Source organism: Legionella drozanskii LLAP-1 (assembly GCF_001467585.1).
GTDB classification, from domain to species: domain Bacteria; phylum Pseudomonadota; class Gammaproteobacteria; order Legionellales; family Legionellaceae; genus Tatlockia; species Tatlockia drozanskii.
Genome location: NZ_LNXY01000027.1, coordinates 363834 through 378152, shown reverse-complemented (window position 1 = coordinate 378152; position 14319 = coordinate 363834). Strand labels below are relative to the sequence as shown.

The following is a 14319-nucleotide window of genomic DNA, read 5'->3' as shown; positions in this document are numbered from 1 at the left end:
TTATGGCATACTTTCGTTTCTTGAGCCTTGGGAGGTGAAGTATGAAACAGAAAGGATTAACCCTGATCGAATTAATGATTGTTATCGCGATTTTAGGAATTTTTATCTCAATTGCTATTCCAGCTTATCAAAATTACACCGTAAGAGCTCGGGTGACAGAAGGATTAAATCTGGCACAAACAGCGAAGCTTGCTGTCTCTGAATCCACAATGGATAACCATGCTTTACCTGCTTCGCAGGAAGCGACAAGTTATAAAGGTCCAGCACCCACTGCAAATGTGCAATCCATTGTCATTGGACCTCAAGGTGTTATAACTATCAGTTTTACAAAACTTGCTGGGGATGGCACCCTCGTACTTGTTCCAACTTTACAACCAACCGGTGAATTAACCTGGACTTGTAATACTGGAACACTAAAAAAAGAATATAGGCCCTCAAATTGTAGGGAATAAGTAGGTTGGCTTTGGCCCAATAAATCCATTTAAATTCCAAGAGTAAGTGGAAATGTTGGGGCAAGGCTAAGCTGGTTTGCTTAAACAGGAAGATTCAATTTGGCCTGAATTAATCAAAAGTGGTACGCAGTGCTCCGCGAATCGGATTGATAATATATCGTCGGAACCACCCTGGGCAAACATTACTATCCTGACAACTCCTAACATAAATTCTCGCGCCCCCTACAACGGAAACGTCGGGTCGGCAACTGGCGCCGTTATACATTGCGTCAGAATTTCCAAAAGAGTCGCCCATAGGATAGCCATTCTTATTCGTTACCGGTCCGCCTCCCTCCCAAGCTACACAAGCGGAACCTAGAACTAAACCTAAAATAAACACAAAACTTTTGTACTTGTTTCGGGTATTCATGCCTATTCCTTATTTAGCGATATCAAAAAAAGTATACTTTAGGATAGATTCACTAAACAACCCGTGCTTTAAATAATTCTGATCCCTGCATTTTGATTTCCTGTTTTTTAGAGATAAACTTAATTATTTCACTAATCGATTGAAATTATGGCTAGGCGATTATGTATGCGTTGTTATGTTTCTGGAAAAGTTCAGGGTGTCTGTTATAGAGCTTCTGCAAAGGAGCAGGCAGATAATCTTGGAATTAATGGGTGGGCGCGTAACTTAGCTGATGGAAGAGTAGAGATTTTTGCTTGCGGCGATGAAGAGCAGATGCAGCTTTTTTATGATTGGCTAAAACAAGGACCTGTATTAGCCAAGGTAACTGAGTCTAGACGTACCGATTTACCTTGGGAAGATTATCAAGGATTTGATACGTTTTAAGTACCCCTTTACACCTCTATTTAAAACAGGATAATCTAAAACGGGTAAGCTTAGTTAGCTTGGCTTGAAATAAGATTACCTCGTTTCTGGGATGCTCTCTTAATTAGTTATTTTAAAGGATTATTACTATGCGCTTGACCAATAATATTGGATTTATTCTTCTAGCTATTTTTTTAATCTTAATCGCAATTTCCTCACTTGTTCCTGGCGTTCCTATTCCACCTGTTCTAACTGGAATATTTGCGTTGCTTGCCGCAATTTTTATTCTCATTGGTAGGTGAAGCTAAGGGTTATTTTGGGGATTCGCCAGACAGAATCGTTGGGTCTTGGCCCTGAGGTATCGTCACATAGGTGTTGCTCCAATCAGTAGCTCGATCCGTTCGGGCTGAGTCCTTCGAGAGCCTCAGGATGCTCGGGTGCGCGTAGCGCTGTCTCGAAGCCTTGGTTGCAAAGCACTCTTCGCGTGCCTCAGGACAGGCCTTCGAGACGTCGCTGGCGCTCCTCCTCAGGCTGAACGGTTCAGTAAAACACTGGATTGGCTCGAAATATTGTTCAAAAAAAAGAGACGATACTTCAGGCCTTGGCCCAACATTGGAGAATCTCCCCTAAATTTCGCAGATCCTTTGAGAGCACTAGATTTCAGAAAGACATTGGCTTTTTGCCGCAAGAATTATCGGATAATTGGAATTGAGTCTGGCCATGTAACGATGATCCAAAAAAAGCGAAAGGTGAAAGTTGGATGAGTTGTCCTGTCGATAAGCAACCATCAGAGGTTATTAGCTCACAGGGTTGAGAATGAATTCGCATATTTTGGAATCGTGATCTTTTTTTAAAGGACTTGGTTATTGGGCGAAAACATAATTGTGCTTCTTCTACTATCTCTGCTTGTTCTTCTTTTATCCTTTTAACTTGAAGGCTAGCATTATTGGGCGTTACAGGGCGTTTTCGTTTTTTATTTTCGTCTGAGAAGGTAGGGATAGGGGGTTCTAATTTCGCACGACGTTGCGCATAAACGTTATTTAAAAAATCATCAAATAGGTCGCTTTTAGATGCGAGTGATTCAAAATAAGTAATGAGCCCTAAATGTAAATTGACACTCTCTTGCTGATTCAAAATTTCTAAGACGTGATCTAAATCTGGATTAACGTTGTAATTCATTTTTATCAGTTGTGTAATTTCTAAATTATTCATATCTTGAACAGCAGTAGTTTTTGAAAAGCCAAGGATTCGTAAATTGTTTGGATCTTTTACAATGTTTTCAAAATCACAAAGATGTATCTTCTCATCATCTGCAGCTTTGGATAAAATAATAGCTAAAGCAAATAACTCACGCGTAAACTGACCAACTGTTATTGAGCCATTTTCTGCATGTTTATACTGATTATACATTTTGTCGACCAGTCCCAAGTATATTTGAGGATGAACAGGCTCAAATCGAGAGGCTTCAAAAATATAATCAAGTTGCGAAATAATTTTGACTAAAAAAGAGTGTGCTGCATAGCGTTTCTGTTCTTCAACCTTAAAAATCAATGCATAAAGAAGTTCGTAATACCACATATAAAAAACCAGTAACAGGGAAGGTAAATATTAATGCAATTTGATTCTAGCGTAACCTTTAAATTTCTTTGTATTGTTTTTATTTATTACTAGTTCTGGAAAGGCTGGAAATTGCGGCGTAATTTTTAGTATTTCTTGTCTAAGCTCAATGGATTTTACACGATTATTTTTTAAAATGAAACGTTTCTTTGCCCTCCGTTTGCGCATAGTGAATTTTAATTTAGCTGATAACCGTTGTTTTTTGGCCTTTTGCCGCGAAGCATTGAATAGATTGAGAAGACTAAGTTCCTCTTTTAAAATGCAAATTTGGAATCTTAGAGTGTTATTTTTTAGATTGCTTTTTAAAAGATTTAAATACTTAATAAGTTGCTGTTTCTCAATAGTTGTTTTTTCCTTAAAAAAACCAAGCTTGCCTAAATACATAATAACCTCCTTGTATTAGAATTAAGCAACTAATAGGTTGAATTTCGGCGGGTATTTATAAGCTAAAGCTAGTAGACGATTTTTTATCTGTCAAACCCGGGGGGCAGTTGGACAAAAAAATTAACTCCAATTTAAATACATAAGAAATTCTTTGCTATTTTTTACATAGATCTATGATTTATAAGTTTATTTAGTGATTTATAACTGGATATCCATCAAAATCTTGTGATAGTCTTGGGGTAAATATTGAAAAAGGGAGTTTTTAATGAAAATAAGGATAGCTACAATTCTTGCTGTGTTAGTTCTTGTTAGTACCGCAGGTCTATTAAGTGCATGCCAAAAAAATACAGATGATCCCACAGTTCACAAAGGTGGAGGCTACGGCGGTGCTGGTGGAGCTGGTGGCGGCCATGGTGGCGGTGGTGCTGGTGGAAGTGGTGGAAGATAATCTTTTCTTTTTTGAAATAGCGCATCTGCAACTGGGAGAAGGTTGGTTAAAACCTCTATCCTGGTTGCAAATTAAGATGTTGTTGCTGTGTCCCGTCCGCAGTATCTAGTTGATATTCTCGATAAACTTGAATTAGATGTAATTAATTGGGTTTTATCCATTACAGAATTTATGTAAAATCAGCCGAATAGTAAAAAGGAAACGAGTTAAAAATGCGATCTCGCTACCATAATAATAAATTATGCAAGCTAATTTTTTATTTCTTCTTGTTGCTCTCCAGCATGTATCTAACCGGATGCATTGATTTAGCCGCGACACAAAGTCTTTCCAAAGATAAAAATTACTTATTTAAAAGTAACGCACGAGTTTTCGTCATGAGAGGTGGTTTGGGCGGTGTCTTTAGCACCGGTATGAACCAACTACAAAGCACCTTAGAAAGTAAATATAGAATTAGGTCAGAAAGCACTGTCTGGTATAAGGTTGACCAACTAACTAAATATATTAGCAAGAATTACGGTACTAAAGAATTGCCTGGGCCAATCATATTAGCAGGGCATTCGTTAGGAGCGAATGAACAGATAAAAGTTGCAAAAAACCTTGCAAAAGCGAATATACCTGTAGAGCTATTAATTACTATTGATGCAGTTTCGCCTCTCGAAGTGCCTCCTAATGTCAGGCATGTAGTTAATATCTACAAGCCATCTTTCGTTCCAATGTTTAGTGGTTTGCGAGTAAAAGCTATCGATCCACGGCGGACAACCATTGAAAATATTAATGTAGAAAGATTTAAAAAGGTCGCTTTAAATCATTTTACTATCGATAAAAGTGAAGAAGTTCAGGATTTAATGATTAATCGCTCGCTGGCTGCCATATCCAATTCGGAGAGACAGCCTACTTAATGAAAGCGAGCGCGGGTAAAAAAACAATAAAATCATCGAAGAAAATCTGTCTAGACTTATGTGAAGTGTATTTATTATTATGAAAAATCCCCCTTATGATTCGCCAAAAATTTGCGTTATTGGTGCTGGACCCTGCGGTATAACTACAGCAAAAAATTTATTACAACAAGGATTAACAAACTTTAGAGTATTTGAAAAACATAATCGCTTGGGTGGTAATTGGGTTTTTGATGTTAATAATGAACACTCTAGTGTTTATGAAACTACGCATATAATCAGTTCCAAACGGCTATCTCAATACGAAGACTATCCAATGCCTTTTGAGTATCCTGATTATCCGTCGCATGAAAAAGTACTCAGCTATTTTGAAGCTTATGCACAGCATTTTGGAGTGAATAAGTACATTCAATTTAATACTCGTGTTGAGCAGGTCCTGCCCTTATCTGACGATGAATGGCAAGTGATTTATGAAAATGAAACAGGCAGACATGAGGAAATTTTTAATTATGTTTTAGTAGCAAATGGCCATCATTGGGATCCAATAATCCCTAAATTTACTGGTGAATTTAATGGCCAAATAATTCATTCTCATCAATACAAAAAAGCGACGCTATTTAAAAATAAAAGAGTACTTGTGGTTGGGGGAGGAAATTCGGCTTGTGATATTGCAGTAGAAACTTCGCGTCACTCGCCGAAAACCTGTGTCAGTATGCGTCGCGGTCAGCATATTTTTCCAAAATTTGTTTTTGGGAAGCCCACCGACATTATGTTTGCATTTGTTAATTGGATGCCTTACTGGCCAAAGCAACTGCTGGCAGCAGCAATCATCCGGATGATTCAAGGCCGATATCCAAAATATCATCTGGAAAAACCCAAATGCAAGCCACAGGAAATTCATCCAACTATCAATTCTGAATTGCTCTATTTTATAAGACACGGTAAAGTTTTACCGCGCCGGGGTATTGATCGGTTAGAAGGTAATACTGTACATTTTGTGGATGGTCGCCAAGATGAGTTTGATGTCATTATTCTAGCCACGGGATATCAAATAAGCTTCCCATTTTTTGATAAAAAACTCATTGATTTTAGTACTCTCGTGAATGTACCTCTATATCACAAGATGATGCACGCTGATTTTAAAAATCTTTATTTTATTGGTTTGTTTCAACCACAGGGTTGTATTTGGCCACTTGCCGATTTTCAGGCTAAAATTGCTGCTAAAATCATTGCCGGTGATTTAGACCGTCCATCCAATCTATCCCATAAAATCAAAAAAGAAATAAAGAAATCTCGCTCGCGATTTAAAGCAAATGTTAGACATGCGTTAGAGGTAGATTATCCTTCTTTTCGACGGCAACTATTGCGAGAATTAAAAAAAGAAAAAAGCACATCATCTCACGATAAAAGCAAGTCTTATTCGACCGATAGCCAATGGGAAAATCAAACAGAACCGTCAGTGAAATTTGATTAAATAGTTCTAACCCCAAAGCCTTTGATGCGGCTTTAAGCTAATTAGACACCGGCGATAGTGTGTAGGAAAAGGGAGTCAATGAATCTGTAAAATTCCTATGATCATAATTCAATATTTCTGATTCATAATGCTCATCATGTTCAATACAAAAAGCATTTTTGAGATTTAAAATCAGAGAATCAATCTCAATTCTAGGTGCGTTGTTTTGCTCTATGATATATTTTCTATGTTCCCACCATTGCATGGCTTTATCGATTAGTTTTAATCCCGTGAAAATTACAACTAGCAGTAAAGGCACACCAACCAAAGGATTGACGAGAGAGGTAGCTGTACTTAGCAAAAGCGAGAGTGCTGAGACCACAAATAAGATACATCCCCAGACTAAGGTGGAGATCGCGTGCTGGCGATAATTCGTTTTTAACACATCTGAGGTAAAAGGCTGATCAAATTTGTCGGAGCTGGTCAGTAGATCTAGATAATTAACGAGAGCCTCGTATTCTCCGACCAAGGTTTTTTTGAAAGCTGTATTTTTGGAGGACATGAGCCTATAACTATAGTACTCGACTATGTAATCGATATCACGGCCTGCTTTCACATAATAACTCTTAGCGCTGCTCTCTTTTTCTAACAACTGTACTTTTATTTGCAATAATTGATTGGTAATACGATAAGTTTGTAAGCCTATACATGAACTGCTTTCGAAAAAGGAGAACATCATCATGAATCTCGTATTTTGGATGTTTGTATTTAACTAGAATGTTTATTTATTGTCAATTAGATAGACTAGCAGCATTAATTAGTGCTTCCGTATTTAATAAGTAAACTCCTAAGCTCTCTTGTAACTAATTAATCAATTAATAACCAATTAGCAAATTATAATCCACAATTAAAATTTGATCCCATAACCTGGATAGTATTAATAAATTATCATTGGATAGTGATAATACCACAACCCGTCCATTTTATAATCGACAGGCCCTGTTAGGCTTAGGCTTAATACGTCTAGATGAGGGGCAGAGCTTGCTTAAGCACATAATGTAGGTTGCCAACCTACGATTCAACCTCGCCGGTCAAGCCAAGTGGATTCGTTAGTTGTTATACCAATACCAACAATTCCAGCTTTATATAAACTGAATCAAAAACTGTCTATAATAAAAGTTTTGCGCTAAGGAGTTGATAATGAATACCATTTTTTCAGTCCAAGATAAGGTTGCACTCATCACTGGTGCATCTTCGGGGATAGGTAGACATTTTGCTATTAGTTTAGCAAAACAGGGCGCTCATGTTATTCTCGTTGGACGAAATGAAGAGCGTTTATTGGTCGTTGAAGACGAATGTAAAAAACAAGGTATTCGCGCTCTCTCTTTCAGCGCTGATGTTAAGAATTCTCATGCTGTTGCTAAACTAATTTCTCAAAGTAAAGACGCTTTTTCTAAAGTAGATATTTTAATCAATGCTGCTGGAATTGGTATGCGTGTTCCGACCATGGAACTGAGCGAACAGCAATGGGATGATGTTATTGATATCAATTTAAAAGGAACTTTTTTGGTGTCGCAAAGCATTGCAAAATGGATGATTGAAACAAAAACGGCCGGTAAAATAATTAATATTTCTTCCTCAGCTGCTTTCTTCTCAACACCAACTCGCGCGGCCTATAGTGCATCTAAAATTGGCGTAGAGAGTTTAACCCGAAGTATGGCTTTGAGTTTGGTTCCACATGGAATTCAAGTCAACTGTATTGCTCCCGGTTTTTTTGTAACTGAATTAACTGAAACTTATTTACAGTCAGAAACAGGAAAAAATGAGTTAGCCGCTTTGCCAATGGGTAGAGCGGCCAGCGTCACTGAACTGGAGGGTGTTTTATTACTTCTCTGCTCGAATGCCTCAAGTTATATGACCGGATCGGTGATACGCGTCGATGGCGGCTATGCTATTTCTAAGGTCTAAAATCTCATTCGTTAATAAAAAACTGCTCACACACAGGTGAGTAGTTTTTTTTAAAATCAAAGTTAGCTCATCATTGATTGAAAAAATAAAAACAACATGTATAATAAATGATCCTATTCCGGAAGGAAAAACACAGTAGCTCCTTAGAGTAAAATGAGGCAATCATGCTTTTTAAAGATTGGTGTTTGAGCCAATACGGAATTATAAATTTTTTAGAAGCTAAAATTCTAAATCGAGTATTTATTCCTCTTATTTATCGCACAATAGATCCACAATTTGTTGCTGATAATAATGGTTATCTAATTAGACTTAATGACGTACTTGGTTTGGTTATTTCTAAAGAAAATTATGATAATTTGATTTTTCATATTTATTCAGAATATCAGCAGTATTGTCCTGAAATTAATGATGAAAAAGATTTCGAAAGATTTAGAGAAATTTTTTTATTTAGACTAGGGCTAGATGCTAAAAAAGCTATAAAATATAAACAACCTTCTAATATCCAAGTCACTTTTTGCGAGGAGTCTCTAAGAGCAGTATTTACAAATCATTTCGCCAGGTATAATCCAAAATTAAAGTTAGACCCTCTAACTAATAACGACGTTGTTGAAATGCCTCCCCATTTTTTGAATGATTTATATGAGTCGTATTATCAAGGTCCTTTCGCAGAAATTAAACGCACTACTGATCTTGCTAAATTAAAAGAACAAGAAACAACTCTAAAAAAATTATTACATGAGGTGAGTCGAAATAAATTTATTTTGGATGGAATTAATAAATTATCATTGGATTATGATAATTTCGTCGATTTGTTACTTTCTAATCGAGAGGCCTGTGAAGCTTATGCACTTTCTCTAAGAGTTTTCGCAGAGGTCAATCGTGATAATTTATCATCGGCGGAATATCAAGTGTTATTAATCACCTCCACTTTTTTAGTGGCGCGTGACAAGAGAGGGGTTTTTCGTCAAAGCCTAATTACCGAGCTTGAATTTTCTGCTTACATCAGAAATCAGCTTTATGGGCAAGCTATAGAGGAAATGCTAGATATTGAGGATAATAATCCCTTACTTCATGAGCTACCTACACCTTATGACAAACAGCTCCCCGAATTAATTCAGAATAATATTCGAGATCTACTAGAAGGTAATCCTAGGGCAGTCCTGAATAAAAATTCTAGCTATGTTAGTTTGCGTTTTCTTTCCGATCAAAAAAATTATTTTGAGACTGACGAGATCCTAATTCGAGGTGGAGCACATAGAAATCATTTTGCTTTGTTTAGTATTATAAAAGTAGGCGTTCTTGAAAATGGTCAGTCAGCAGGACTCGATGATATTCCCCACCATCATGATTATTACAAAGTAGAATTTAATCTTGGTTCTAAATGTCCTGGTGTCGATATTGAAACAAAAACGGGTTGGGGTACTTTTGTGACCAAATTAACTCCCTTTACCTACGATTCTGATGGAAGCTTGATTCCTTTAAATGTGAATCCCTACACCCAACCTGAACATTATAAAGCTGCTATGGAGCAAATTACTATACCAGAATTAATTAGAGTTGAGCGAGAAATTATATTTTATCGTCCAGAGGGACGTAATAACGATGATTCGAAATCGACTCCAAACCCGAAAGAAGCTGATGAATGGGTCAGATTATTTAAATTAAGACAACTTTTAAGTGGTTTTTTCTACCTTCTACCCGTTAAATATTATATTAGGGATCCTATCGATCCTCGTATATCTTACGAACGGGTTGTCCATAATCAGAGAGGCTTTATTCAGGAAGACGGAAGCTGCCCAGCTTTTACACTAAAAAGCTGGTTAGATAGCATGCTAGGGCATGAACTTAATAGTCTTTTTAATCATTATGTGCAGCAACATAATACAAATGAGCAGGCAATTGCAGTGCGAGCCTCTCTATCGAGGGTACAAGGTAGAATAAGAGAGTTGGAGCCGCTAGAAATTAAAGGCAGTAATCGAGAAGTACAAACTTGGTTTAAAGCATTTAAAAAATACCTTGGAGAGGGAGTGCAGATGTCTGGCGTGAAACTTGAAAAAGTTGGACGGGGACCCTCATCATCCTATGTTATTAAAATTAGTAATAGTAGATTTAAAATACTCTGGGATAACTTTTTTGAAGGCTACGATAGTAAACAATATAGCAATAAAAGGAATACTCATCTTTTTTTCCCCCGAGACCTGCAACCGGGTGAAGTTCGTATTGTGAAGCGCTCAGAACATCCAGACACTGTGGTCGAAAATCTAACTATGAGACAGCATTAGATCTTTAGGAATACAAATTGCTTAAAACGACTTGCAGTCCTGCTTCAGTTAATGAAAGGTAATGATAGTTTGGGTCGGCCGTTGTTCGTTCGATCCATTCGTTAGCGATGCAAGTATCAGTTAATTGTTGTGCTTGCTCTAAATTAACTGGCTGCCCCAGTTTGTGTGAAAGTACCTCAGCGGCATCTTCATCAATACTTAAAAAAACAACTTCGCGAGTTTCCCCGCGTGCTTTTATTTCATCATAAAAAAATTTTAAAATATCAATTTCATTCATCTCATCGTCCGTGAAAGCAGTTAGTTAATCTATAGCATAAAATAATCTATTCTGCGTCGCTATGTTGATTGGGCCTTGCTCCAATATTTAAAATAATTTGTTTTAAATTTGAGACTTTATTTTATTTAAGACTTCATTGATATGAGCTTCATTATCATATTTAGTCCTTGGCCAAAAAAATCCCTTTAACCCATCTTGTTTATTTCTTGGCACAATATGAACGTGTAAATGAGGAATACTCTGACTGACGATATTATTCATCGCAATAAAACTTCCACTTGCCTCCATCGCTTTTTCAATCGCTGTGCCAAGCTTTTTGGTTAAAATAAATAAAGGGCTAATCATTGAGTCAGGCAAATCATAAAGAGTTCTAAAATGATCTTTTGGAGCAAGTAATGTATGGCCTGGGAAGAGAGGGCGGTGATCTAAAAAAGCAATAAATTGTTCATCTTCAAAAACGATATAAGCCTTTTCTTTTTTCTCAATAATTAAATCAATGATGCATTCTTGAGTCGGCATCTTGCCCTCTATTTATTTGCATAAGGAATATTGGGCCTTAGCCCAATTAATTTTCAATCTCAGCATACAAATCATAATCATCACTATCAGTAATGACAACCTCAATCCGCTCTCCAACTTTAATATTTTCAGTGGGAGGCAGAAAGACTAATCCATCAATTTCTGGCGCGTCACTTTTGCTCCTCGCAATAATTTGTTCATCATTAATTTCATCCACGAGAACAGTTTGTCTGGAGCCAATTTTTGCTTCTAATTTGTCACGACTAATATCGGCTTGAATTTGCATAAATCGATGATAACGTTCTTCTTTAAGGGCTTCGGGAACTGGATTGGGCAAATCATTTGCTTTAGCCCCTTCAACAGGAGAATATTGAAAGCAACCTACTCGATCTAAGCGTGCGTCTTGAAGGAAATCAAGTAGCTCTTCAAACTCTTCTTCGGTTTCGCCAGGAAAACCGACGATAAACGTTGAGCGGAGAGTAATATCCGGACAGATTTCTCGCCATTTGGCAATACGAGCTAGGGTATTTTCGCTGCTTGCAGGGCGCTTCATTGCTTTTAAAACTCGAGAACTAGCATGTTGCAAGGGGATATCCAGATAAGGAAGGATAAGTCTATCACGCATCAACGGGATGATTTCATCAACATGAGGATAAGGATAGACATAATGTAAACGTACCCAAATGCCAAGTTCCCCAAGCTGCTGACAGAGATCGTAGAATTGCGTTTTGATGGTTTGACCTTGCCATTCAACGGGTTGATAACGTGTATCGACGCCATAGGCACTGGTATCTTGTGAAATAACTAATAATTCTTGTACGCCCGCCTCTTTCAAGCGTTTCGCTTCAGTTAAGACCTGAGTAAGCGGATAACTTTGTAATTTGCCGCGCATGGTAGGGATGATGCAGAAAGTACATTTTTGATTACATCCCTCAGAAATTTTTAAATACGCGTAGTGTCGGGGTGTTAATTTAATTCCTTGAGGAGGGACAAGTTGCGTAAAAGGATCGGCTGGTGGTGGTAAATGTTGATGGACTGCTCGCACCACTTCTTCATAAGCATGAGCACCACTAATGTGTAATACCTCAGGGCAGGCTTCGCGGATAAGGTCAGCTTTTGCACCCAGACAGCCCGTCACAATCACACGACCGTTTTCGGCCATGGCTTCCTTAATCGTATCCAATGACTCAGTTACCGCAGCATCAATAAAACCACAAGTGTTGACTACAACAATACCTGCATCTTGATAGTTTGATACTAAATCGTATCCTTGCGCACGTAATTGAGTAATGATTCGCTCCGAATCAACTAATGCTTTAGGACATCCCAAGCTGACAAAGCCCACTCTATGATTCATAATCTCTTATCTGTAAAAAAAGTGGGCGAATTATAACGCTTCTGGGGTTGGGTTGTCTAATCCGTAAAAGCGGTTATTCCCGTAGCTTGTTCTAATTGATTTAAAAATTCATTGGTTGAGGTTTCCCCAACTAAGCGTAAATGAGGTTGTTCGTCACCTAGCTTGTTTAGAAATAAAAAAGTAGGCGGCGCAACGACATTAAATTGGCTAAGAAGTGCTCTTTCCTGCGCGTTATTGCCAGTGATATCAACTTTTACAACAACAAAATCTTTGAGCGCTTCTGTGACTCGGGGATCTTTAAACACGGTCGCTTCCATAAACTTACAAGAAGTACACCAATCCGCATAGAAATCCAACATAACTGGCCTGCCTTTGGCATTGGCTATTGCTTTTTGTAAACCACTGAGTGTTTTAACCGTTTTTTCCCCTGTTGGAGTGGTGGAATTGGCTAGCTGTAATATCTGTACACCAGCGAGAGGTTGTAGAGGATTAGTGGTGCCCATACTCGCACCGGCTAAGACCAATAAGCCATAGACCAACAATATAATGCCAAAACCTTGACGAAATTTATCGACATTGGTGAGCGACCGAGTCAATGCTCCACAATACACGCCAGAGAAAATCAGTAAACTTGCCCATAAGGCCATAACTAAGGGGCCTGGTAAGATACGTTCTAGGAGGAATATAGCCACAGCAAGGAGTAATATACCGAAAAAAGCTTTGACTAGGTTCATCCATTTTCCGGCTTTTGGTAACCATTTTCCAGCCGACATCCCAATGAGAATCAAGGGGGTTCCTATGCCTAGACCTAGAAAAAATAAAGCCGCGCTGCCTAAAGCAATATTTCCAGTATGAGCGATATAACCTAAAGCACCAATTAGGGGTGCCGTCACACAAGGAGATAAAATAAGTGTTGATAAGCAACCCATAATTGCCGCACTTAAATAATGGCCGCTGGATTGACTTCGACTGGCATGGGCTAATTTTGCTTGCCATGAAGTAGGTAAACGTAATTCATAAAAACCGAACATGGATAATGCTAACAGGACAAACATAAAGCTAAAAAGTCCGATAATCCAGGGCGCTTGCATAACTACTTGTAAATTGCTGCCAATTTTAGCCACCAAGGCGCCAACGATGGCATAGGTAAGTGACATACTCAAAACATAGCTTAGGGAAAGGAAAAAAGCTTTTCGTGTGGAAAGATCTTTACCATGACCAACAATAATGCCAGATATGACAGGAACCATAGGTAATATACAGGGTGTAAACGAGAGTAATAGACCAAAACCAAAGAAACTAAGAATGACCATTGTCCAATGATGAGTAATGAAAACGGCCTCGACTTTATCTACTGGTTGTTCTTGGGTTGCTGGTTGTGCATCTGGTGTTTTTGTCTCCAAATTGACATTATTTAATGCCAAATTCTTATCAATGGTTAATTTTATTTGTCGGGTCTCGGGTGGGTAGCAAAAACCATCATCTGCACAGCCCTGAAATTGGACATCAAGCAAACTTTCCCCAGATTGCTCCCCAAGAATGGGGACCGGGAGTGATAATTGATTGCGATAAACTGAATAGACTCGTCCTTGCTGATCCTTTTTTGTTGTAGCCGCAGGGAAAAGAACAGTTCCTAAACGGGTATTGCTATTAGAGGGTTCGGATAATTTAATGCGATCGCTGTAAAGATAATAACCCGGTTTGATTTGCCAATTGATAACGAAAGTATTGGGATCGACTTGTTTCGTTCCTACCTGAAAGATTTCAGAGGCTGGCAGCGGAATGGCATAGCTCATGAAGGAAGCAAGCCACAATACTGTAAATAAAAAACATTTCTTCATGCTATGCCTATTTG

At 38.1% G+C, this 14319-nt stretch carries 16 protein-coding genes; 8 read left to right on the top strand and 8 right to left on the bottom strand.

Going from position 1 to position 14319, the window contains the following annotated elements:
• Window positions 1–41 precede the first annotated feature (41 nt).
• Window positions 42–452 (top strand): pilin, encoded by a 411-nt coding sequence (locus tag Ldro_RS10865; protein ID WP_058496440.1) that lies wholly within the window; start codon window positions 42–44, stop codon window positions 450–452.
• A 109-nt stretch (window positions 453–561) separates the two neighbouring features.
• On the opposite strand, the gene Ldro_RS10860 is transcribed toward Ldro_RS10865, so the two are convergent.
• The gene (locus Ldro_RS10860; RefSeq protein ID WP_058496439.1) at window positions 562–861 is read right to left on the bottom strand and encodes a hypothetical protein; all 300 of its coding nucleotides are present in this window, start codon (window positions 859–861) and stop codon (window positions 562–564) included.
• A 147-nt stretch (window positions 862–1008) separates the two neighbouring features.
• Between Ldro_RS10860 and Ldro_RS10855 the strand changes: the two genes are divergently transcribed.
• A complete protein-coding gene (locus Ldro_RS10855; RefSeq protein ID WP_058496438.1) occupies window positions 1009–1284 on the top strand; it encodes an acylphosphatase in 276 nt (91 codons plus the stop codon).
• Between the two features lie 128 nt (window positions 1285–1412).
• Window positions 1413–1565 carry a hypothetical protein gene (locus Ldro_RS16550; protein ID WP_164480609.1) on the top strand — a complete coding sequence of 51 codons (153 nt, stop codon included), beginning with the start codon at window positions 1413–1415 and terminating at the stop codon, window positions 1563–1565.
• A 358-nt stretch (window positions 1566–1923) separates the two neighbouring features.
• Here the strand turns inward: Ldro_RS16550 and Ldro_RS10850 are convergent, their stop codons facing one another.
• Window positions 1924–2841: a hypothetical protein gene (locus Ldro_RS10850; protein ID WP_058496437.1), complete on the bottom strand. Its 918-nt coding sequence runs from the start codon at window positions 2839–2841 to the stop codon at window positions 1924–1926.
• A 30-nt stretch (window positions 2842–2871) separates the two neighbouring features.
• Window positions 2872–3264: a hypothetical protein gene (locus tag Ldro_RS10845; RefSeq protein WP_058496436.1), complete on the bottom strand. Its 393-nt coding sequence runs from the start codon at window positions 3262–3264 to the stop codon at window positions 2872–2874.
• Between the two features lie 265 nt (window positions 3265–3529).
• Between Ldro_RS10845 and Ldro_RS10840 the strand changes: the two genes are divergently transcribed.
• From Ldro_RS10840 to Ldro_RS10830, 3 genes are all read left to right on the top strand, one after another.
• Window positions 3530–3712, top strand: a complete 183-nt coding sequence (locus Ldro_RS10840; RefSeq protein WP_058496435.1) for a hypothetical protein — start codon at window positions 3530–3532, stop codon at window positions 3710–3712.
• Window positions 3713–3924: 212 nt separating this feature from the next.
• Window positions 3925–4611: a hypothetical protein gene (locus tag Ldro_RS10835; protein ID WP_058496434.1), complete on the top strand. Its 687-nt coding sequence runs from the start codon at window positions 3925–3927 to the stop codon at window positions 4609–4611.
• 79 nt (window positions 4612–4690) lie between these two features.
• Window positions 4691–6082 (top strand): flavin-containing monooxygenase, encoded by a 1392-nt coding sequence (locus Ldro_RS10830; protein WP_065235928.1) that lies wholly within the window; start codon window positions 4691–4693, stop codon window positions 6080–6082.
• Window positions 6083–6119: 37 nt separating this feature from the next.
• Here the strand turns inward: Ldro_RS10830 and Ldro_RS10825 are convergent, their stop codons facing one another.
• A complete protein-coding gene (locus tag Ldro_RS10825) occupies window positions 6120–6803 on the bottom strand; it encodes a hypothetical protein (protein WP_131764206.1) in 684 nt (227 codons plus the stop codon).
• A 458-nt stretch (window positions 6804–7261) separates the two neighbouring features.
• Here Ldro_RS10825 and Ldro_RS10820 point away from each other — a divergent pair, with 458 nt between their 5' ends.
• Both Ldro_RS10820 and Ldro_RS10815 read left to right on the top strand, forming a co-directional pair.
• Window positions 7262–8029 carry an SDR family NAD(P)-dependent oxidoreductase gene (locus tag Ldro_RS10820; protein WP_058496432.1) on the top strand — a complete coding sequence of 256 codons (768 nt, stop codon included), beginning with the start codon at window positions 7262–7264 and terminating at the stop codon, window positions 8027–8029.
• Window positions 8030–8193: 164 nt separating this feature from the next.
• Complete coding sequence (locus Ldro_RS10815) at window positions 8194–10311, top strand: hypothetical protein (protein ID WP_058496431.1); 2118 nt, start codon at window positions 8194–8196, stop codon at window positions 10309–10311.
• A gap of 4 nt (window positions 10312–10315) precedes the next feature.
• On the opposite strand, the gene Ldro_RS10810 is transcribed toward Ldro_RS10815, so the two are convergent.
• The 4 genes from Ldro_RS10810 to dsbD all read right to left on the bottom strand — a co-directional run bounded on the left by Ldro_RS10810 (window position 10316) and on the right by dsbD (window position 14305).
• Window positions 10316–10588, bottom strand: coding sequence for a thioredoxin domain-containing protein (locus Ldro_RS10810; RefSeq protein ID WP_058496430.1), 273 nt, complete (start codon window positions 10586–10588; stop codon window positions 10316–10318).
• Between the two features lie 102 nt (window positions 10589–10690).
• Complete coding sequence (locus tag Ldro_RS10805; RefSeq protein WP_058496429.1) at window positions 10691–11107, bottom strand: HIT family protein; 417 nt, start codon at window positions 11105–11107, stop codon at window positions 10691–10693.
• Between the two features lie 46 nt (window positions 11108–11153).
• Complete coding sequence (gene rimO, locus Ldro_RS10800) at window positions 11154–12464, bottom strand: 30S ribosomal protein S12 methylthiotransferase RimO (protein ID WP_058496428.1); 1311 nt, start codon at window positions 12462–12464, stop codon at window positions 11154–11156.
• 56 nt (window positions 12465–12520) lie between these two features.
• The gene (dsbD, locus tag Ldro_RS10795; protein WP_058496759.1) at window positions 12521–14305 is read right to left on the bottom strand and encodes a protein-disulfide reductase DsbD; all 1785 of its coding nucleotides are present in this window, start codon (window positions 14303–14305) and stop codon (window positions 12521–12523) included.
• Window positions 14306–14319 lie beyond the last annotated feature (14 nt).